This is a genomic window from Novosphingobium sp. PhB165 (assembly GCF_004341845.1).
Taxonomy (GTDB): Bacteria; Pseudomonadota; Alphaproteobacteria; order Sphingomonadales; family Sphingomonadaceae; genus Novosphingobium.
The window spans coordinates 243,225-263,652 of record NZ_SLVB01000002.1; the positions used below are offsets into that span (position 1 = coordinate 243,225).

15 protein-coding genes are annotated in these 20,428 nt (G+C 63.8%); 7 read left to right on the top strand and 8 right to left on the bottom strand.

Going from position 1 to position 20,428, the window contains the following annotated elements:
• Positions 1-14 precede the first annotated feature (14 nt).
• The 3 genes from EDF56_RS06720 to EDF56_RS06730 all read right to left on the bottom strand — a co-directional run bounded on the left by EDF56_RS06720 (position 15) and on the right by EDF56_RS06730 (position 3,694).
• On the bottom strand, positions 15-1,358 hold the full coding sequence (locus EDF56_RS06720) for an O-antigen ligase family protein (protein WP_165912111.1): 1,344 nt from the start codon (positions 1,356-1,358) through the stop codon (positions 15-17).
• A gap of 78 nt (positions 1,359-1,436) precedes the next feature.
• On the bottom strand, positions 1,437-2,570 hold the full coding sequence (locus EDF56_RS06725) for a glycosyltransferase family 4 protein (protein WP_132385981.1): 1,134 nt from the start codon (positions 2,568-2,570) through the stop codon (positions 1,437-1,439).
• Positions 2,567-3,694, bottom strand: a complete 1,128-nt coding sequence (locus EDF56_RS06730; protein ID WP_165912112.1) for a glycosyltransferase — start codon at positions 3,692-3,694, stop codon at positions 2,567-2,569. Before EDF56_RS06730 ends, EDF56_RS06725 begins: the two co-directional genes overlap by 4 nt.
• A 326-nt stretch (positions 3,695-4,020) precedes the next feature.
• Here EDF56_RS06730 and EDF56_RS06735 point away from each other — a divergent pair, with 326 nt between their 5' ends.
• Together EDF56_RS06735 and EDF56_RS06740 are read left to right on the top strand one after the other, a co-directional pair.
• Complete coding sequence (locus tag EDF56_RS06735) at positions 4,021-6,039, top strand: carbon starvation CstA family protein (protein WP_279389700.1); 2,019 nt, start codon at positions 4,021-4,023, stop codon at positions 6,037-6,039.
• Positions 6,036-6,221 (top strand): YbdD/YjiX family protein, encoded by a 186-nt coding sequence (locus EDF56_RS06740; protein WP_132385984.1) that lies wholly within the window; start codon positions 6,036-6,038, stop codon positions 6,219-6,221. Before EDF56_RS06735 ends, EDF56_RS06740 begins: the two co-directional genes overlap by 4 nt.
• Before the next feature lie 14 nt (positions 6,222-6,235).
• On the opposite strand, the gene EDF56_RS06745 is transcribed toward EDF56_RS06740, so the two are convergent.
• Both EDF56_RS06745 and EDF56_RS06750 read right to left on the bottom strand, forming a co-directional pair.
• On the bottom strand, positions 6,236-7,264 hold the full coding sequence (locus tag EDF56_RS06745; protein WP_132385985.1) for a LacI family DNA-binding transcriptional regulator: 1,029 nt from the start codon (positions 7,262-7,264) through the stop codon (positions 6,236-6,238).
• The gene (locus EDF56_RS06750; RefSeq protein ID WP_132385986.1) at positions 7,261-8,559 is read right to left on the bottom strand and encodes an MFS transporter; all 1,299 of its coding nucleotides are present in this window, start codon (positions 8,557-8,559) and stop codon (positions 7,261-7,263) included. The genes EDF56_RS06745 and EDF56_RS06750 overlap by 4 nt, the downstream gene beginning before the upstream one ends.
• Positions 8,560-8,814: 255 nt before the next feature.
• Here EDF56_RS06750 and EDF56_RS06755 point away from each other — a divergent pair, with 255 nt between their 5' ends.
• Positions 8,815-11,136, top strand: coding sequence for a beta-glucosidase (locus EDF56_RS06755; protein ID WP_243652433.1), 2,322 nt, complete (start codon positions 8,815-8,817; stop codon positions 11,134-11,136).
• Here the strand turns inward: EDF56_RS06755 and EDF56_RS26325 are convergent.
• Positions 11,120-11,464, bottom strand: a complete 345-nt coding sequence (locus EDF56_RS26325; RefSeq protein WP_243652434.1) for a hypothetical protein — start codon at positions 11,462-11,464, stop codon at positions 11,120-11,122. The two genes, EDF56_RS06755 and EDF56_RS26325, sit on opposite strands and share 17 nt — an antisense overlap.
• Here EDF56_RS26325 and EDF56_RS06760 point away from each other — a divergent pair.
• The 4 genes from EDF56_RS06760 to EDF56_RS06775 all read left to right on the top strand — a co-directional run bounded on the left by EDF56_RS06760 (position 11,415) and on the right by EDF56_RS06775 (position 17,788).
• Positions 11,415-14,426: a TonB-dependent receptor gene (locus EDF56_RS06760; RefSeq protein WP_243652435.1), complete on the top strand. Its 3,012-nt coding sequence runs from the start codon at positions 11,415-11,417 to the stop codon at positions 14,424-14,426. The genes EDF56_RS26325 and EDF56_RS06760 overlap by 50 nt on opposite strands.
• A gap of 89 nt (positions 14,427-14,515) precedes the next feature.
• Positions 14,516-15,241 carry a SapC family protein gene (locus EDF56_RS06765; RefSeq protein WP_132385989.1) on the top strand — a complete coding sequence of 242 codons (726 nt, stop codon included), beginning with the start codon at positions 14,516-14,518 and terminating at the stop codon, positions 15,239-15,241.
• A gap of 31 nt (positions 15,242-15,272) precedes the next feature.
• Positions 15,273-16,292 carry a cupin-like domain-containing protein gene (locus tag EDF56_RS06770; RefSeq protein WP_132386330.1) on the top strand — a complete coding sequence of 340 codons (1,020 nt, stop codon included), beginning with the start codon at positions 15,273-15,275 and terminating at the stop codon, positions 16,290-16,292.
• Complete coding sequence (locus tag EDF56_RS06775; RefSeq protein ID WP_132385990.1) at positions 16,289-17,788, top strand: tryptophan halogenase family protein; 1,500 nt, start codon at positions 16,289-16,291, stop codon at positions 17,786-17,788. The genes EDF56_RS06770 and EDF56_RS06775 overlap by 4 nt, the downstream gene beginning before the upstream one ends.
• 42 nt (positions 17,789-17,830) lie before the next feature.
• Here EDF56_RS06775 and EDF56_RS06780 read toward each other — a convergent pair whose 3' ends face one another.
• Both EDF56_RS06780 and EDF56_RS06785 read right to left on the bottom strand, forming a co-directional pair.
• The gene (locus EDF56_RS06780) at positions 17,831-18,748 is read right to left on the bottom strand and encodes a copper resistance protein B (protein ID WP_243652436.1); all 918 of its coding nucleotides are present in this window, start codon (positions 18,746-18,748) and stop codon (positions 17,831-17,833) included.
• On the bottom strand, positions 18,745-20,427 hold the full coding sequence (locus tag EDF56_RS06785) for a copper resistance system multicopper oxidase (RefSeq protein ID WP_132385991.1): 1,683 nt from the start codon (positions 20,425-20,427) through the stop codon (positions 18,745-18,747). The genes EDF56_RS06780 and EDF56_RS06785 overlap by 4 nt, the downstream gene beginning before the upstream one ends.
• Between the last annotated feature and the right edge of the window lies 1 nt (position 20,428).

The window sequence follows — 20,428 nt, forward strand, 5'->3', positions numbered from 1 at the left end:
GGCCGGCGCGCCGCTCACACCGGGCGGGGACGAAGCCCATTTGCGACGGGTTGAGGCCTGGGCGGTGGATTCAGCCGCGAATAGACCGTGAAACCGCATAGCAGGCCGTAGAACAGGATCCCCTCGATCATCCAGAATGGCATCGTTGCCATGTTGAGGATGAAGAAGCTGAGGTGCGCGATGACAAGCGTCATGCGTACGGACCCTGCCGTCGACAGCGCGATCACGAACATCCACGACCAGAGCAGCAGCATGGATGCCACCCCGAGCGTGCCGAGTTCGTAAAGCGTGGAGATCAGCGTGTTGTGCGCGTAGTAGCGATAGCGGCCTTCCCACGAATTGGCGCCGAAGCCGAGCACGTGCTGGCGCTTGGTCCCGTGGCGCCAGTCATCGATGTACTCGCTCCAGAGGAAGAGCCGGCCGGACATGAGCGCGCGGTCGGTCTTGCGGAATTCGTCCGGTGCCTTGGTCAGGACGTCGGGGTCATCGGCGACGACGGTTACGGCATCGAAGCGATCCCCCGCCAGCTTGGGAATCACGGGCACGACCGAAAGCACCAGCAGGACGCCGAGAATGCCCGCCACCGGGCGCTGGCGCGGCGGAACGGCAGACAGGATCGCCGCCATTATCAGGCCCAGCAGCAAGGGGGCGGCGGCGATGATCGCGGTGCGATAATTGGCAGCGAGAATGCCGCCGACGCAGACGGCGGCGATGCCCAGCTTGTAGCTCGACCGCAGCGCCGGATGGAGCAGCGCGATCAGCAAGCCGGTGAGCAGGATGATGGAGAAGCTGGCCTCATGGTTGTAGCCGCCGATATAGGAGGCCGACCCATCACTTTCGGTGGCCTTGGCGATATGGAGCACGAGGCTGGCGCATTGCAGGACAAGCGGCAGCGTGAACGTGAAGACCAGCCGGGACAGAACCTTGCCCGGTCCGTCGGCGACGAAGGCGTCATAGGCGGTCAGCGCGATCGTGGCGAAAAACGCATATTTGACGAGGCTTTCGATGCCGCCCGACACGTCCTTGTTGAGCAGCAGGCTGGCGATGACCACCAGCGTCAACGGGATGATCGGAATGAGTATGAGCGGCACGGCCCGCGTACGGTGTAGCAGCAGGCTGCCGGTCACCACGATCAGTACCGATGCCAGCGCATTCCAGCTCAATCCGGCGGGCGAGGAGGAATAGGAGAAATGGGGCTGGGCCGACATTGCCAGCCGGATGCCGAACGTGGCCACCAGAAAGCTGGTGGAAGCACTGGCCCGCATGGCCAGGAGCAGGATCAGCACGAGGTAAACCATCAGCGCCGGAAGCACGATGTAGGCGGGGAGGGGCGGGCTTCCTGCGGTCAATGCAAGCAAAGGGACACCTCCACGGGATGGGGGACCGGGCCGGCGCCGCGCCAGAAATGCGCTCCCGCGCATTTTTCGAACGGACTTTTATCCGGCATTGTGCAGTTCGGGGGCAAGCTTCGCCCGCTTCACCAGTTCGCGGTAATAGGGGGTCGTGCGGATCGCCACTTCGTCCCAGTCGATCAGCGAAAGATGGAAAGGGGCGGCTTCATCGGGCACTTCGCCGCCCGCAGCCAGCCGCGCGGACAGGGCATCCACGTCGCCCACCGGGAAGTAGCAGTCTTCCGGCAGGCCGATGTCGAGATTGGGCTGGATATCGCTGAGCAGCACCGGGCACTCGCAGGCCAGTGCCTCCAGCGCGGCAATCGGCAGGCCTTCATGGAACGAGGGCAGCACGAAGAGCGAGGCATGGCGGTAGAGCACGCCCAGAACGCTGCGCGGCTGCATTCCCAGCATGCGCACCTTGTCGTCGGCGCGCGCCATGAGCTGTTCTGCATGCCGGTCGCCCTTCCGGCCTGCTCCGGCGATGACGAGGATGCGGTTGTCGCCGCTCATCCGGAATGCGTCGATCAGGTAATCGAGCCCCTTTTCCGGAACCAGACGCGCGACGCAGAGCACAAAATTGCCCGGCGCGCAGCCAAGACTGCCCAGCACTTCCTCGGCGGGGGCGGAGGAGGGTTCGGGCGGATTGACACCGTTGGGGATGAACACGACCTTCCCGGCCGCTCCGGGATAGCGATCGCGCATGGTCGCCGCGAGCGAAGGAGAGACGCAGATGACCCGGTCCGCGAAGTGCATGCCCACCCACTCGCCAAGTCTGAGCATGGACCGCGCGAAAAGCCCCCATTTGCCGCGATTGTAGTCCGCGCCGTGATGGGTCAGTAGCACGCTCATGCCCAGCAGGCGCGCAATGGGCGCAAGCAACGCGGGGCCAACAGCGTGGATATGGACGGCGTCCGCGCCCTCACGCCAGGCATGGATCACGCCCATCAGCGTGGAAACCAGCGCCTCGCTTGCGTTCGTACGCGGGGCGTAGAGCGCCATGAGCTTGAGCCGGCGGAAGCTGACAAGCTCCGGATCGACGTAGCGCGCGCGGCAGCATACCTCGATCTCGATATCGGGATTGATCTGGGCGATGCGCGGAAGCAGTTCCTCGCAGTGGGTCTCGACGCCGCCGATAACGCCGGGAATACCGCGAAGGCCTGTTACGCAAACTTTCATTCAGGGGGCACTCCGGCGCCGGCGGCCGCCTTGAGGATAGTCTCGCGGAAGGCGTCCACGGCCCGCTCCACGGAAAAGGCATCGATTCTGGCCTTGCCCTCCTGCGCGGCCCGTTCGCGCGCGGGCGGTGTGACAAGGCGGTCCATGCAGTAGGCCATGGCCCGGTGGTCGTTCATGGCGACCAGCGCGCCGCCCGCGCCGAAAGCGGGCTCGCTGCCGCCAAGCGCGACTTGCAGGATTTCCGCCGGGCCCGAGGGGCAGTCGGTCGCGACCACCGGCAACCCGCAGGCCATGGCCTCCAGCATGGCATTGGGAAACCCTTCCGCGTCGGACGTCAGCAGATAGCACCCGGCGCGGGCGAGCACGGCGTAAGGGTTGGCAAGGAAGCCCGCGAGGTGGACCCGGTCCGCGATGCCCAGCGAATGGGCCAATGCCTCCAGTTCACCGTGCAGGGGCCCGTCGCCCAGCAGGATCAGCCGGCCATCGGTTTGCGAGGCTGCCAAGGCCCGGATCGCCATGGCCGTGTTCTTGTTGGCGACAAGGCGGCCCATGGTCACGAAATCGTGCGCGGATACTGGGATCTCGGGTTCCGCAGCCGCAAGGCGCTGGATTCTGTCGAGATCCACTGGATTGTAGATCACGCAGATCCGCTCGCGCTCGATCGCGAAGTCTTCCTCCAGCGTCCGGGCAACGCCTTCGGAAACGGCGATGATCTGCCGCGCGGACGGGTAAGTGCTGCGGATCAGCAGGCGGCTCAGGAAGCCGAAACGGCCGGACCGCAGATGGGCAGTCGTATTGACGCGCTCGCTGATGATCGCGGGTCTTCCGATCCGGCGCATGGCGACCACCGCCGCGACATTGGCGCGGGACAGAAACGATACGGTCACATCGGGACGCAGCCGGGCGACCACCCGCCGCAACTGCGTGATGCTGCGGAGCATGCCGCCCCGCGTGCCCAGCCGCTCGACCGGGATATCCTCCGGCAGGCTATAGGCTTCCTCGGATTCGTCGTCGAGCAGCGCCACGGTGATCGCAAGGCCGCATTCGCGCGCGCTCAGCTCCTTGACCAGCGTGGTGAAGACACGCTCCGCTCCGCCCCCGGCGAGGGAGTTGATGACAAACAAGGCACGGAGTTGCCCTTGCGACCTCATCGTTGCTGTTGCGGACCTCGATATTACCTACCCGCAAAGAAGTTAACCGTCCGGCCAGCCCGGCACGACCCCATCATAGGGAGTGGCCGAAGGGGCAAAAGGGGTGCTCTGTCTCATTTTTCCGGCTCACCCGACGCCGCCCGCTGAGTGGAGAGGGGCGGATGCATCTGCATTCGCCCCGATTCGAAACCCCCGGGCCGGGCACACGAGGTCTTGCAGGCGCGCTACAATCCTGCGCAAACCGCAATCGAGGATTTGAGGGAGAAGAGCAGGCCATGCATCGAATTGGCTGGATAGCCATGGCACTCGCGGCCACGGTGGCGCTGGCGGTCGTGGCGCTTTCGCGCGGTGAGCCGGTGAACGCACTCTGGATTCTCGTGGCGGCGGTCTGTTCGTTCCTTGTCGCCTATCGCTTCTATGCGCGCTTCATCGCGCGCAAGGTCATGCGCCTCGATCCCGCCCGCCCGACACCGGCGGTCTACCGCGCGGACGGGCTGGACTATGTGGCGACCGACCGCAGGGTGCTGTTCGGCCACCATTTTGCGGCGATCGCGGGGGCGGGCCCGCTGGTCGGCCCGGTGCTGGCCGCGCAGATGGGCTATCTGCCGGGGACGCTTTGGATCATCGTTGGCGTGGTGCTGGCAGGCGCCGTGCAGGACTTCATGATCCTGTTCATCTCGATGCGGCGCGACGGGCGCTCGCTGGGTGAACTGGTCCGCATGGAAATGGGGCAGGCGGCAGGCGTGATCGCGCTGCTGGGCGCGTTTCTCATCATGATCATCATTCTCGCGGTCTTGGCGCTGATCGTTGTCAAGGCGCTGGCGGCAAGCCCATGGGGCCTGTTCACCGTGGCGGCCACGGTCCCGCTGGCGCTGGCGATGGGCGCCTATACGCGCTGGATCCGGCCCGGACGGATCGGGGAAGTCTCCTTGCTGGGGCTGGTCGGGCTGGTTCTGGCGCTGATCTACGGACAGGCGATTGCGCAGTCGCCGTTCTGGGGGCCGCTGTTCACGCTCACGCCCATTCAATTGTGCTGGGTCCTGATCGGCTACGGCGCGGTCGCCTCGGTACTGCCGGTCTGGCTGCTGCTCGCTCCGCGCGACTATCTTTCGACATTCCTGAAGATCGGCGCGATTTGCGCATTGGCGGTGGGCATCGTCATTATGGCGCCGCCGCTCAGGATGCCCGCGCTCACGCCCTTCGCGGCCAGCGGCGGGCCGGTCTGGGCGGGCGGACTGTTCCCGTTCCTGTTCATCACGATTGCCTGCGGTGCGGTGTCCGGTTTCCATGCCCTGATCGCCAGCGGCACGACGCCGAAGCTGATAGCGACCGAGGCCGACGCGCCGATGATCGGCTATGGCGCAATGCTGATGGAGGCGTTCGTTGCGATCATGGCGCTGATCGGCGCCTCGATCCTCGATCCGGGCATCTATTTCGCGATGAACAGCCCCGCCGCCGTGATCGGAACCGACCCGCAGCAGGTGGCGCACACCGTAACCGCGATGGGCTATCCTCTCTCCGCCGAGGTGTTGGTGCAGACCGCGCGAGACCTTGGCGAGCATACCATCATCTCGCGCGCGGGCGGTGCGCCGACGCTGGCGGTCGCCATGGCGGAGATCTTCTCGCACGTTGTCGGCGGACCGGCGATGAAGGCGTTCTGGTACCACTTCGCCATCCTGTTCGAGGCGCTGTTCATCCTGACGGCGGTCGATGCCGGGACCCGCGCCGGGCGGTTCATGCTCCAGGACCTCATCGCCATCGCTGCGCCGCGTTTCGGCCGTAACGAGGGGCCGGTTCCGGGCCTTGTCGCGACCGGGCTATGCGTTGCTGCATGGGGGTTCTTCCTGCATCAGGGCGTCTCCGATCCGCTGGGCGGGGTGAACACGCTGTGGCCGGTGTTCGGCATTGCCAACCAGATGCTCGCCGCCATCGCGCTGATGCTGGGAACGGTGGTGCTGTTCCGCATGAAGCAGGACCGCTATGTCTGGGTGACGGCGCTGCCGGCGGCCTGGTTGCTGATCTGCACGGGTACGGCCGGCTGGCTGAAACTGTTCTCCGCCGATCCGAAAGTGGGGTTCCTTGCCCACGCGGCCAAGTTCGCGGCGGCGGCGGATGAGGGGCAGCTATTGGCTCCCGCGAAGTCCATCGCGGAAATGCGGCAGGTGATCTTCAACGACCGTATCGATGCGGCGCTTGTCGGGGCGTTTCTGGCGGTGGTTCTGGCGCTGCTGGTATTCGCGCTGCGCACATGCTTCGTTTCGCGTCGTAGTGCTGTACCCACTGTACGGGAAGTGGTCGGCCCGGCGGTGGCGGCATGAGCGGGCTGCTTTCGACCCTGCGCCGGATCTGCCACCTGATGGTGGGGATGCCCGCTTACGAGGACTACCTCGCCCATATGCGCGACCATCACCCCGACCGGCCGGTCATGAACCGCACGGCATTCTTCCGCGACCGGCAGGAGGCACGTTACGGCGGCCGAAACGGTGGCCGCTGCTGCTGAACACGTGAGGGCGTCTAGGCCATGCCGTTCATGACTGGCCCGGAGCTTTCGCGCTCGACCAGCGAATAGCTGAGTTCGACGCTCTCGCCCGGTTCCTTTTTGACCTGCGGATTGTTGCCGATCAGCAGGTCCACCGCCACTTTCGCCATTTCGGCATTGGGCTGATTGATGGTGGTCAGTTGCGGCCACGCCATGCGCGAGATTTCGTCGTCATCGAAGCCCGCGATGGAAAGCGCGCCGGGCACGGCAATACCATGCCGCATCGCGACCATGAGCACGCCGAACGCCATCTTGTCGTTGGAGGCGAAGATGGCGGTCGGCCGATCGTCGTCGGCAAGTATGGCCTCGCCTGCGGCCAGACCCGACTTGAAGCTGAAATCGCCTTGCAGCACGCGCCGTGCGGGAATGGTAATCCCGGCATCCGCGCAGGCGTCCGCGAAGCCCTGCCAGCGCAGTGCTGCGGCACCGTGTGCGGTATGGCCCCTGACGAAGGCGATGTCGCGATGGCCCAGCGCGATCAGTCGCTCGGTCATTTCGCGCGCCGCCGCCCGGTCGTCGATCTGCACTTGCTGCGCCCTGCCGGGATCGGTGGCGGGAGAAAGCCTTACGACCGGGATGTCATGGCTCTCGAACAGTTCCAGTACCTCGCTCCAGTCGCAGACCGGCGCGGCCAGGATCGCGCCGGAGAGGCGTAGTTCGCGCAGCGTCGCATCGATCTGCGCAAGCCAGTCCGGCCGTTCGCGCTCAACCGCCTCGATGACAAGGTGGTGGCTGTACATCCGGCACTGGTCGATGGCGCCGCGTTGCAAATCGGCCGCATAGCCAGAGAATGGATCGTCGACGAAAAGGCCGATCAGGAAGGACCGCGAACTCGACAATCCGCGCGCGAAGGCATTGGGTTTGTAGGCCAGTTCATCGACCACGCGCATCACATGTTCGCGAATCTCGGCGCGGACATGCTGCTCGCCATTGATCACGCGCGACACCGTCTTGGGCGACACGCCCGCACGCGCCGCAACGTCCTTGATCGTAACAACCTTCAAGCCATTCTCCTTGCCAGCGCAGCGGGATAGCCGCCCCGGACGAGCGCGAACATCGCGATGACGACATAGCAGATGCCGGGAACCACCAGCGACGGCAAGAGGCCGATGCTGTCCGCAAGCGCTGCGGTAATCATCGGGACGATGGCTCCGCCCACAACCGCCATGCACAGCGCCATCGAGGCATAGGGCGCGGCGCCTTGCTCATCGGGCAGGGAGAGCGCGAAAAGCGTGGGGTACATGATCGAGTTGCACAGGCCGACCGCAATCAGGGTCGCCGCCCCCAGCATGCCGTTCCCGAGAGCGGCGACGGCCACCAGGCCCGTTGCCGTAAGCGCCGTGGCGGTGAGCACGCGGGCAGGAGGCCAGTGGCTCAGCGCCGCCGCACCCAAAAAGCGGCCGACCATGGCGCCGCCCCAGTAAAGGCTGACCAGACGGCCTGCCGTCACCGGCTCGGCGCCGATGATTTCCGGCAGCACGAGATAGTTGGTCAAGAGCGTGCCAATCGTCACTTCCGCGCCGACATAGCCGAACATCGCGATGGAACCTGCAAGAAGACGGGGCGTGGCCACCACGCATCGCAAGGCGTTCAGTGGCACCCGCTGCGGCGGCTCGGTTCCTTCCAGAAGATTGCGATTGTGCGCATAGGCCCATGCAATCCCGAGCAGGATGACGACGCAGCCGATGAAGGGAAGGGCCACCATCAGCCAGGCTTCGGCATCGTGCCCCACGCTGCGGTCGCTGAGGAGGAACGACGCGCCCAGCAGTGGGGCCAGAACGGTGCCAATGGAGTTGAAGCCTTGCAGCAGCGTGATGCGGGGCACCGCCCGGTCGGCGGGTTCGACAAGCGTGACCATGACGTTACCGGCGATCTGCAAAAACGTAATGCCGCCTGCCAGCGCCAGCAATGCCAGCAGCACGAGCGGATAGTTGTGCAGGGCCGCTGCGGCGATGAACCCGAGGCATCCGGCCGCCATGATCGCACAGCCCAGCGCCATCACCCGCATGTAGCCGATTCGCACCAGCCATGCCGTGACCGGCAAGGCAAACAGCAAATAACTGGAATGGAACGCCAACTGCACCAGCGAAGCGCGCGTATAATCGAGCCCCATCAGCAGTTTAAGCCGGGGAACCAGCAGACTCACCAGCGATACGACGAAGCCTCCCATAAAGCAGTTGCCGATAGACAGGTTGAACACCCGCGCAGCGCGCAATTGTTCTGCGGCCTTAACAGACGATTGCGCGGCCGCTTGCGGGGCGTGCGTAGCCAGCGCCGCCACGCCGGACTGTATGGTCATGAAGGGCACCCTCATTTTTATTTTTGAGCGTCAATCATAAGCAAGTTCGCGGCAACGCGCGCGCGCCATTTCCCGGATGACTACATTTTCACCGGATCCGTGGCCGACGGGTGACGGACGACGTGTTGACATCGATGTCAGACTTTGCGATCAGACCCTCAAGCCGACCAAGATGCGGCGGGGAGGATCATGAAAGCTCAAGCGAAAGCTCCGGGGCGGCGTAGCCGTCTGCGCACTATTGCAACGTCGAAGCAGTTGGCAGGGCTCACGCTCTCGCTGCTCGCCACGGCTGCGCCGGTGTCCGTATTGGCCAAGACCATTGTTCCCCAGGCCGCTGCTACGTCGTCGCCAGCACAGGGGACCGTTGCCATGCCGATCTGGCGAGACACCGCACGTACGCCGGCCGAGCGCGCCGACGCGCTGGTCAAGGCGATGTCGCTCGAAGAAAAACTCTCGCTGGTCCACGGGCTGTTCCCGCCAAACACCAAGAACCCGCCGGCGGACATGATCCCGTCGGCCGGATATGTGCCGGGCGTGCCGCGCCTCGGCATTCCGATCCTGCGCGAAAGCGATGCCTCGCTGGGGGTCGCCAATCAGGTGGAACAGCGAAAGGGCGATGTCGCAACGGCATTGCCTTCCGCCCTGTCCACCGCTGCCGGGTTCGATCCTGATCTGGCCTATGCCGGGGGCGCCATGATCGGCGCGGAAGCCCGTGCCAAGACCTTCAATGTCCTCCTGGCAGGAGGCATGAACCTGACGCGCGACGCATGGAACGGGCGTAATTTCGAATATTACGGCGAAGATCCGCTGCTATCCGGAAAGATGGCTGCGGCGTCGGTTCGCGGTGTCCAGTCGAACAATATCGTCGCGACCGTGAAGCACTTTGCGCTCAACAGTCAGGAAACCGGCCGCATGGTCCTCGATGCGCGGATCGATCCGGTGGCGCTGCGGGAAAGCGATCTGCTCGCGTTCGAGATCGCGATCGCCGACGGCAAGCCGGCCTCGGTGATGTGCGCATACAACCGGATCAATGGCGATTACGCCTGTGAGAACAAGTTCCTGCTGACCGATGTCCTGCGCGGGGAGTGGAACTACACCGGTTTCGTGATGTCGGACTGGGGCGCGGTCCATTCGACCGAGAAGGCCGCCAACGCCGGACTCGATCAAGAATCGGGACAGGAACTGGATTCCAGCATCTTCTTCGGAAAGCCGCTAGCCGATGCGGTTGCCGCAGGCCGGGTTCCGGCCGAACGGCTGGACGAGATGGTTCGCCGCATTCTGACGGGCGTGATCGCCTCGGGCCTTTACGACCACCCCACGCCGGTGAGCGCGCAGCCGATCGATTACGACGCGCATGCGCAAGTTGCGCAGAAGGTGGCGGAGGCAGGCATCGTCCTGCTCAGGAATGAAGGCGATATCCTTCCGCTCGCGCGTGAAGCGAAGTCGATCGTGGTGATCGGCGGCCACGCCGATGTCGGCGTGCTTTCGGGCGGCGGGTCCTCGCAGGTCCGCTCTGTGGGCGGGGTGCCGATTGAAATTCCGCTGACAAGCGGCGCGGCGGCGTCGTTCGCACGGGTGACCTATCACAACTCGTCACCGTTGCAGGCCATCAAGGAATTGGCGCCGGGCGCACAAGTCCGCTTCGTTGACGGCAGCGATCCGGCCGCAGCGGCGCAGGCGGCAAAAGAGGCGGATATCGCGATCGTCTTCGCCACCCAGTGGCAGACAGAGGCGCAGGACGCGCCGTCACTGTCGCTTCCGGACGGGCAGGACGCCCTCATCAATGCGGTTGCCGCCGCCAATAAGCGGACCGTCGTCGTTCTGGAGACCGGCGGCCCGGTTCTGATGCCGTGGATCCAGCGTGTCCCGGCCGTGGTCGAGGCATGGTACCCGGGGCAGCGCGGCGGACAGGCTATTGCCCGCGTGCTGTTTGGTGAAGTCGACGCGTCGGGCCGCCTGCCGATCAGTTTCCCGGTCGCAGCCGCGCAATTGCCGCGCTCGAAACCTGTGCTTGCCGCTACCGGCCCTGCCGATAACGGTGCAGGCGCCAACGCCGCCATGGGTGACGCTGCGAAGCTTCCGACTTATCCGGTGACGTATCAGGAGGGCGCGGATGTGGGCTATCGCTGGTATGCGGCCAGCAAGCAGAAGCCGCTGTTTCCGTTCGGATACGGGCTGAGCTACGGCCGGCCTGCCTTCGCCAATGCCGGGTTCTCCGGCGGCGCCGCTGCCCGCGCGAGTGTGGATGTCCGCAATGACGGCAAGCGCCCGGCGACGGTCGTTCCGCAGCTTTACGCGACGGTTCCCGGCACCGCGACGCCCCGACTTGTCGGCTGGTCACGCCGCGTTTTGAAACCCGGTGAGACCGCATCGCTCACGATCGATGCCGATCCGCGCCTGCTGGCCCGCTGGACGGCGCAGGGCTGGCAGATGCCGCCCGGGGATTACAAGCTGACGCTCGCGACCGATGCCGAACATGTGATTGCCGAAAAACTCGTGCATCTCGACGGCGGCCATTGGCCATCCGGGCGCCAAAGTGGATCAATTGTAACCGCGACTATCACCAAGAGTAATTGACATCGATGTCGGTAGTTGTAGCAATGCGCCCGTCAGACGGTGCAAAGCTGCGTGACGGCTGCTGAATAAAACGCAGTAGAACAGGGGAGAGTATCATGAAGGGTTCAGGCCTTGTGTCGACGCTTGCGCGATCGACGTCAGCAATCGCGTTGTTGACGGGATTGGTCGCGCCATGCGTTGCCGTTGCACAGGAAGCGGCGGCTTCCTCACCGGCGGTTGCGCCGGATAGTGCTGTCGATGCCAATGAAATCGTCGTCACCGGTGTGCGCGCCTCACTGATGCGATCAGCAGAGATCAAGCGCAATTCGAACGGTGTGGTCGATGCCATTTCGGCCGAAGACATCGGCAAGTTCCCGAATACCAACCTGGCCGAATCGCTGCAGCGCATTCCGGGCGTCTCGATCGACCGCGTGAACGGCGAAGGTTCGACCGTGACGGTTCGCGGCTTCGGCGCGCAGTACAACCTCGTCACTTTGAACGGCCGCCAGCTGGCGACTTCGGATATCGTCGCGGTGGGCGGTGACCAGGGCGGCGACGGTGCATCGGGCACTGGTCGTTCGTTCGACTTTTCGAACCTGGCATCGGAAGGCGTCAAGACCCTGCTGGTCTACAAGACGGCGCGCGCCGCGGTACCTTCGGGCGGCATCGGCGCGACGATCGACATCCAGAGCCGCCGTCCGTTCGACAACGCTGACAGCGGTTTTCAGGGGTCCATCGGCGCCAAGGCAAGCTATGACACTAGCGCGGACGACTGCATCAGCTGCGGCTCGCACGTAACCCCCGAAGTTTCGGGCATCGCTAGCTGGACGGATCAGGACCAGCGGTTCGGCGTGACTGTGTTCGGCAGCTACCAGAAGCGCAACTTCACGGTGCCCAGCCAGGCCAACGACGACTGGAACATCCGCACTTTGTCGGATTTCCTCAATCCGGCCAACGGCTTCGTCAACGCGGCCACCAAATATACCAACATGCCGACCGATCCGAACGTGCTGGTCGCCGTTCCGAACGACAGCCGTTACCACTTCTCCGAAGACAGCCGTGAGCGGATCAACGGTCAGGCTGTACTCCAGTACAAGCCGACCGACACGCTGACGGTGACGGTGGACGGCCTCTACGCACAGCTGCGCGAATCCGAGCGTCGTTCCACCCAGTCGAACTGGTTCAACCGTCCGTTCGACGAAGTGGGCTTCGACGACGCATCGAACGGGATCGCCACCACGCAGTTCCTGCATGAGACGATCAACGGTGTGAAGGACACGGCGTTCGAGCAGGCCTATCGCGCCCAGAAGAACCGCCTCTACGACATCGGCGCCAATGTGGCCTGGCAGGCCACCGATAAGCTGGCGTTCACGCTCGACGGTCACTTCGGCAAGGGCGATAGCCAAGGGGATAACCCCAACGGCCAGACCTCGACGACGGTGGCGTTCAACATGCCGGTCGTGACGTCGCAGTCGCTCAACTGGACGACGGGCGGCTTCCCGCAGCAGGCATTCACGTTCAACGATTGCGCGCACAGCGTCACGCCGAACGGCACCCCCTACACCAAGGGTAACTGCGACGGTAAGCTGGACGAGGGCGACCTGTCCGGCGCCGTCCAGCGCCAGTTCGACTCCGAGCAGAGCCAGCGGGTCAAGGAACTCCGTCTTGACGGTGCTTACGATCTGGGCGGCAACAGCCACTTCGATTTCGGTGCCAACTACCGCACCACGGACACCCGCCAGACGCAGTACAACACGCGTCAGGTTCTGGGCGACTGGGGCAACTCGCTTCCGCCTGAAATCGCCGCCGTGGCACCGGGCCAGGTCTTCCAGTTCTGCACGGCTTGCCAGTTCCACCACAACAATCCGAACGCGGACGCCAATACCCAAGTGGCGTGGCGGACCGAGAACGCGGCCAAGCTCTATAACACGCTCTACGACTACTACAGCGGCATCACCGATGATAAGGTTGGCCACCAGAACAACATCGACGCCAATAACGACAACCGCGTCAAGGAAGACATCTGGTCAGTCTATGGCCAGGTGACCTGGAATGGCCAGATCGGCGATCATACCGCCCAACTCGTCGCGGGTGCCCGCTTCGAAAGCACGAAGGTAAAGGCTGTTTCGCTGCAGTCGGTTCCGACCGCAATCGTCTGGCAGGCCGACAACGACTTCAACGTTCAGTTTTCGCCTGATCGGCAAGAATTGCGCAATCGGGGCGCCTATAACAACCTGCTGCCGTCGTTTGACTTCTCGATCGACATCACCCCGAAGCTGAAGGGGCGTTTCTCTTACGGCAAGTCGATCGCGCGTGCGCCTTATAACAACCTGTTCGCGTCGACCACTGTCTCTTCGCCGCCCCGACCCACGGCGATTGGTGGCGTTGCGACAGGTAATGCCAATGATACCGATCTCGATCCTTTGAGCTCGGACAACTTCGACCTGTCGCTCGAATGGTATCCGCGCAAGGATGTCTATCTTTCGATCGGTTTCTTCGACAAGCGCGTCCACAATTTCATCGGCAACACTCTTGTCAACCGTACGCTGTTCGGGCTGGCCGATCCGACTTCGGGTCAGCCGGGAACGCGTTCGGGGACTGCGAAGACGCAATTGCAGGGCTTCGGTGCAGATATCACCGACGTGAACCTGTTTACCTATACCGCGCTGCTCCAGCAGGCGAATGGTAACGTTGCGGCCGCCGATGCCCAGTTCCAGGCGCACTACAACACCCAGACCCGCGCTCTGGATCAAGGCTTCGTGGACAGCACGCTCGCCGCGGTCGATATCACGGCCGATGGCAACGACCCGCTGTTCAACTTCTCGGTCAACACGCCGATCAACAATAAGGACGCCGAGATCTACGGCGTAGAGCTTGCCGGTCAGTACTTCCTTGGCGAGACCGGCCTTGGCATTGCCGCCAGCTATACGCTGGTACGCGGCAACGTGGGTATCGACGTGGCTGCCGATCCGAGCGTGAACCAGTTCGCACTGGTGGGACTTTCGGATACGGCCAACGTGACGCTGATTTTCGAAAAGTACGGGATTTCCGCCCGTGCAGCCTGGAACTGGCGTGCCAAGTACCTCAGCCAGCTCAACCGGGACAGCTATCACAACCCGGTCTTCACGGCACCCTACAGTCAGGTTGACTTCAGCGTCAGCTACGACATCACGCCGAAGATCAGTGTCAGCTTCGAAGGCATCAATATCTTCGAGGAAGGCGTGAGAACCTACGGTCGCGACAAGATGGACACCTGGTACGAAGCCGAAGGTTCGGCCCGCTACCTGCTGGGCGCCAGCTACAAGTTCTAAAAACCTGAACATCCGCGCGAAGAAGGCCGTTTTGCCACGGTCTTCTTCGTGTAGGATGCCCATACCGAACCTGATACTGGCGATTGAAAATGTCCGATTCCGTGCTTTCCGGCCCCGTGCTTCTCAACAATGTCGATCATCACGATCTGCGGGTCATCACGGATTTTGGCGCGGAATGGGGCGACGCGGTCAACCAGACCACGGTCTTCGCCCCCGAATTCGAGGCGCTGTCTCGCGAATACCCGATCGTGTTTCGGCGCGATGCGGCCGGAGCCTTTCGAGCTGTCGCACTGCTGGGCTTTGAGGCAGACGAAAATCTCTATCTCGACGGGCAAAAATGGGAGGCACGCGCTATCCCGGCCCTGATGACTCGCGGTCCCTTTTCGATCGGCCTGCCCAGCGCCGGCGGACCGGGTGAAGCGATGATCCATATCACGCCGGATCACCCCCGCATCTCGCGCGAACGGGGCCAGCGCATCTTCCTCGACCATGGGGGCAATACGCCCTATCTCGACTATGCCGCAGGCATGCTGCGTTCGATTTACGCCGGAACGCAGATAGGTCCGGCGATGATCGAGGCGTTCGACGAGGCCGGGCTGCTTGAACCGGTGACTTTGCGGATGGAGGCACCCGATGGCCGATGCTTCGTGGTTCCCGATGTCTGGACTCTGTCGCAGGAGCGCTTTGCTGCATTGGACGGCGCGGCACTGGCACGGCTCAACGCGGGCGATTTCCTGCGCTGCGCCGTATGGTTGATGTCTTCGCTGGACAATCTTTCGGCGCTGCTTGATCGCAAGCTGGCCCGTGGTAGCTGACGCCGATCAGCGCGTGACAGGCGCTGCGTCGATGCGGCGTACGCAGGTGATCGACGACCTGCCGCTGGATGCGCTGGGCGTGACTGCGTTGATCGAGGCCGGGCGGCCCGTGATCGTCCGGGGGGCCGCATTGCATTGGCCGCTGGTGCGCGCAGGCTTGGCGTCCGCCGATGCCGCGGCGGAATTGCTCAAGCAGCATGATGCTGGTCATCCCGTCGTCGCTTATGTCGGGGATCCGGCAATTCGCGGACGATACCATTACAATTCCGACCTGACGGGGCTGAATTTCACCACCGAGCGCGGCACGGTATCGGCTTTTCTCGACAGACTTCTGGCCATGCGGGGCGCGGGGAATGCACCGTCGCTCTACATCGGCTCGACCGATCTCGACACGTATCTTCCCGGCCTGCGCGCGTCGCACGATGCCGTGCTGGGCGACGATACGTTCACGCGTCATTCTCCCATTGCCAGCATCTGGATCGGCAACCGGACCGTCGCTGCCGCGCATTGGGATATGTCCAACAACATGGCGGTGTGTGTTGCCGGCCGGCGGCGGTTCACGCTGTTTCCGCCCGATCAAGTGAGCAATCTCTATCCGGGACCGATCGAACCGACCCCCGCCGGGCAGATCGTCAGCATGGTTGACCCGGCATCTCCGGATTTTGCCCGCTACCCGCGTTTTGCGGATGCACTCGCAGCCGGCGAAGTGGCCGAGCTGGAGCCCGGAGACGTGCTCATCTATCCGGCATTGTGGTGGCATCAGGTTGAAAGCCTGAGCGATTTCAATGTGCTGATCAATTACTGGTGGAACGCTGTGCCGGCATTTGTCGACGATCCGATGACGACTTTGCTGCACGGATTGCTCAGCCTGCGCGAGCGCCCCCCACATGAGAAGGCTGCGTGGCGCAGCATGTTCGATCACTACGTGTTCGGACCGTCCGAGGCTGCCTCAGCCCATTTGCCCCAAGCGGCGCGCGGTCCGCTCGCACCGCTGGACCCCTTGATCGCCCGCCGACTCCGGGCGTTGATTGCCAACAGGATCAACCGATGAATACACCGCGCAAACGTGTCGTCGTCGCCGGTGGCGGGACCGCTGGATGGCTCGCCGCCACCGCACTCGTGCGCCAGTTGAGTGGGTTGATCGATGTTACGCTGGTCGAATCCGAGGAGATCGGCACTGTAGGTGTCGGCGAGTCGACCATTCCCACGATACGCACGTTCCACGAGTTCATCGGCGTTCAGGAGAACGACTTCGTTCGCGCCACCCATGCCACGTTCAAGCTGGGCATTGGATTCGAGAACTGGGACCGGCTTGGCGACCACTATTTCCACCCGTTCGGTTCGGTCGGCCGCTCCACGTTCGTGGCCGATTTCCAGCACTTCTGGCTTGAAGGAAGAAAGGCCGGTTTCGGCGGAGATTACGGTGACTATTCGCTGGAACAGCAGGCGGCGATGGCTGGCCGGTTCGGCGCGTCCGGAGACAATTCGCTCGGCTATGCCTATCATCTGGATGCCAGCGCCTATGCCCGGTTTCTTCGCGGCGTGGCCGAAGGGGCCGGAGCGCGGCGCGTGGAAGGGCGCATCGCCAGTGTCGAACAGGATGGCGAAAGCGGCGATATCACCGCTCTCGTGCTGGCGTCGGGCGAGCGCATCGAGGGCGATCTGTTCATCGATTGCACCGGTTTTCGGGGCCTGCTGATCGAGCAGACGCTGAAAACCGGTTTCGAGGACTGGAGCCATTGGCTCCCTACCGACAGCGCCTTTGCCGTTCAGAGCGAGGCGACAGGCGATCCGGTTCCCTATACTCGCGCCATTGCGCACGGCGAGGGTTGGCGCTGGCGGATCCCGCTGCAACACCGCGTCGGCAACGGGATCGTCTACGACAGCAATTTCCTGTCCGACGGCGAAGCGCGCGATCGCTTGCTACAGTCGCTGGACGGGCCGCCGCTGTTCGAACCGCGCCTGCTGCGTTTCACCGCCGGGATGCGCAAGCGTGTGTGGAATCGCAATTGCCTGTCGCTCGGCCTTGCCAGCGGTTTTGTGGAGCCGCTGGAATCGACGAGCATCCATCTGGTCATGGTGGCGGTCACCTGGTTGATCCAGAACTTCCCGTTCGGGCCGGATAATACGGCGGTGGCCGATTGGTTCAATGCCCGCTCACGCCATGAGTGGGAGCATGTGCGCGATTTCATCGTGCTTCACTATGCGATGACGCATCGGGACGACACGGCATTCTGGCGCGAACGCGCGGCGGCGGCCATCCCGGACAGCCTTGCCGCGCGCATTCAGTTGTTCCGTGAGGCAGCCATTGCCTATCAAAGCCAGGACGATCTGTTTCGGGTGGATTCCTGGGTCGCCGTCCTGATCGGGCAGGGCGTTTGGCCCGAAAGGCATCACCAGTTGCCCGCCATGTTGCCGAAGCCGCAATTGCAAGCTGCCCTGAATGATCTGCGGCGCAACATCGTTGGCGCGGTGGAGCGCATGCCCTCGCACGCGGCGCGTTTGGCGCAGATTGCCGATGAGACACGCGAGCGGGAAGTGCTCTGACGCCTTCCGATCCGGCGGTGCGGAGCACCGCGCGGATCGGGCTCAGAACCACGCTCGAATGCCCGCAACTACGCTGGCTTCGTTCGCGTCTCTGCCATCAGCGCGGGCATAATCGGCGGTGCGGCCCGAAAGCCATGTCCAGTTCATGCCCAGATAGGGGGCGAATTCGCGCCTCACTTCATAACGGAGCCTGAGGCCCAGTTCCGCGATGGTCAGCCCTGCGCCGATGCGCTCGGCACGCATGTCCTGTGCCGAGAGGTTTACTTCGGCGCGTGGTTGCAGGACCAGACGCTGGGTGATCCGCTGATCGTAGGCCGTTTCGATCCGTGCGGTCAGTTGGCCTTTGTCCGAAAGAAAGGCGGCGGCCTGGGTCTCGAACTGATAGCGCGCGCGGCCTTCCAGTCCGATTGTTGCCCATGACCGCTGGGCTCCGGGCCCGAGATCCTGCCGCGCGCCGAACTGGAGGTTCCACCAGGGATCGAGCGCTTTGGCGTAGAGTGCCTGCAACTCGGCATGGTCGATGCCGCTGCCAAAAGTGCCTTCGCCTTTGCTCTTGATAACGAAGCGATCGACATCGCCGAGCCAGGCCTCCCCCTCCCAGCGGTAGCCGTCCTTGCCGTCGCGGATCTGGTACTCGGCCAGATCGAAAAGGACTTTGGCGTAAGTCGTGACCGGTGCCCCCATTGCGGAGCGCTCGGCAGCGGCCATCTCGGCGGGGTCCCAATAGCGGTCGGCAAGGCGATCATGTGCCATTGCAGGCGGCGCCGCACTGCCGGGAGACTGGTCGGTGCCGGCAGATTCACCATCCTGCGCCATCGACATCTTGGGCATGGGCATCTCCGGCATGGACATGCCCGGCATGCTTCCGCCTTCCATGTGGTGGCCCGCGTGAGGGTCTGCCATTTGCGCCAGCGCGGTGCCGGGCAGGCTCAGCAGCAGGATCGGCAGAAACCGCCTCATGCCGAATGTCCTTCCATGGACCGGACGGAGACGATGCGCATCATTCCCATCGCCATGTGCAGGGCGAGGTGGCAGTGAAATGCCCAGTCGCCGGTGACCGCGGTGACATCCCAACTGACCTTGCCGCCGGGAAGGACGTTGACCGTGTGCTTGCGCGGCGAATGGTCGCCGTGGCCGGTGGCCAATTCGAAGAAGTGCCCGTGCAGATGGATCGGGTGCGCCATCATCGTGTCGTTTATCAGCGTCACGCGCACCCGTTCGCCGGTGCGCATCGGCAAAGGTTCATGGGCATCGCTCATGGTCTTGCCGTCCATCGACCACATGTAGCGGTCCATGGCGCCGGTAAGATGGACTTCGATCTCGCGTTCGGCGGCGCGCGGATCCGGGTTGGGTTCGAGCGCTACAAGGTCCCGGTAAACGAGAACCTTGTGGCCCACATTGTCGAGCCCCAGCCCCGGATCGCCGGTGCGGTCCATCGGCATCGGATTGATCATCTCGACGCCGGGCCCAAGCTTGACTTGGGGGGCATGGGTACCGTCGCGCATGGACATGCCGGACATGTCCATGCCTTCCATTTCCATGCCCATATCCTTCATGGTCAGCACGGGGCGTTCGCGCAGTGGCGGAACGGGTGCCGTCATGCCCGGTCGCGGGGCCAGTGTGGCGAGGGCTATGCCCGAACGATCGACGCTTTCGCCGACGATGGTGAAGGCCCGGTCTTCGGTCGGGGATACGATCACGTCGTACGTTTCGCCCGGGGAGAACTGGAATTCGTCAACCGTGATCGGGCGAACGTCTTGTCCGTCCGCGCTCACCACCGACATCGCAAGGCCGGGAATGCGCACGTTGAACACGGTCATGCCCGAAGCATTGATGAAGCGCAGGCGCACGCGTTCGCCGGGTTTGAACAGCGCGGTCCAGTTGGATTTGGGCCCATGCCCATTGACGAGATAGTGCAGGACAGCGCCGGTCACGTCGGAAATGTCGGTGGGGTCCATCCGCATGCGGCCCCAGGCCAGCCGGTCGGAGAGTGTCTGGTCCTTGCCGGCCAGCAGCCCGGCCAGCGTCTGGCGCTGATAGTTGTAGTACCCCGGCTCGGCCTTGAGATTCCGCAGGATCCGCGCTGGATCGACGAAGCTGTGGTCCGAAAGCAGGATCACATGCTCGCGGTCGAACGGCGCGGCCTCGGCGCCCGCCGGATCGATCACGATAGGGCCATATAGCCCTTTCAGTTCCTGCAAGCCGGAGTGGCTGTGGTACCAGTACGTGCCCGCCTGCTCGATGGGGAACTCGTAAGTGAAGTTCGAGCGCGGCTTGATGCCGGGGAACGAAACGCCCGGAACGCCGTCCATCTGGAACGGCAGCATGAGCCCGTGCCAGTGCAGCGAAGTGTCCTCGTCCAGCGTATTCTGGACCGTCAGACGCAGATTCTGCCCTTGCCTCAGCCGCAGGAGAGGGCCGGGGACGGTTCCGTTGATGCTGATCGCGCGCGCCGCTTTGCCGTCGATATCGAGCGTGTCGCGGGCGATCCGCAAGGTGATGTCCTCGCCGCTGAGCGTCGTCAGCCCGGCCGAGACCGGCTGCGCCCAGGCCGGCAGCCAAGGCTGAAGCGCCAGCGCGCCGCTGCCGATCGCGCCCGCCTGGATGAGGTTGCGGCGGGTCACTTGTGGAAATTCCATG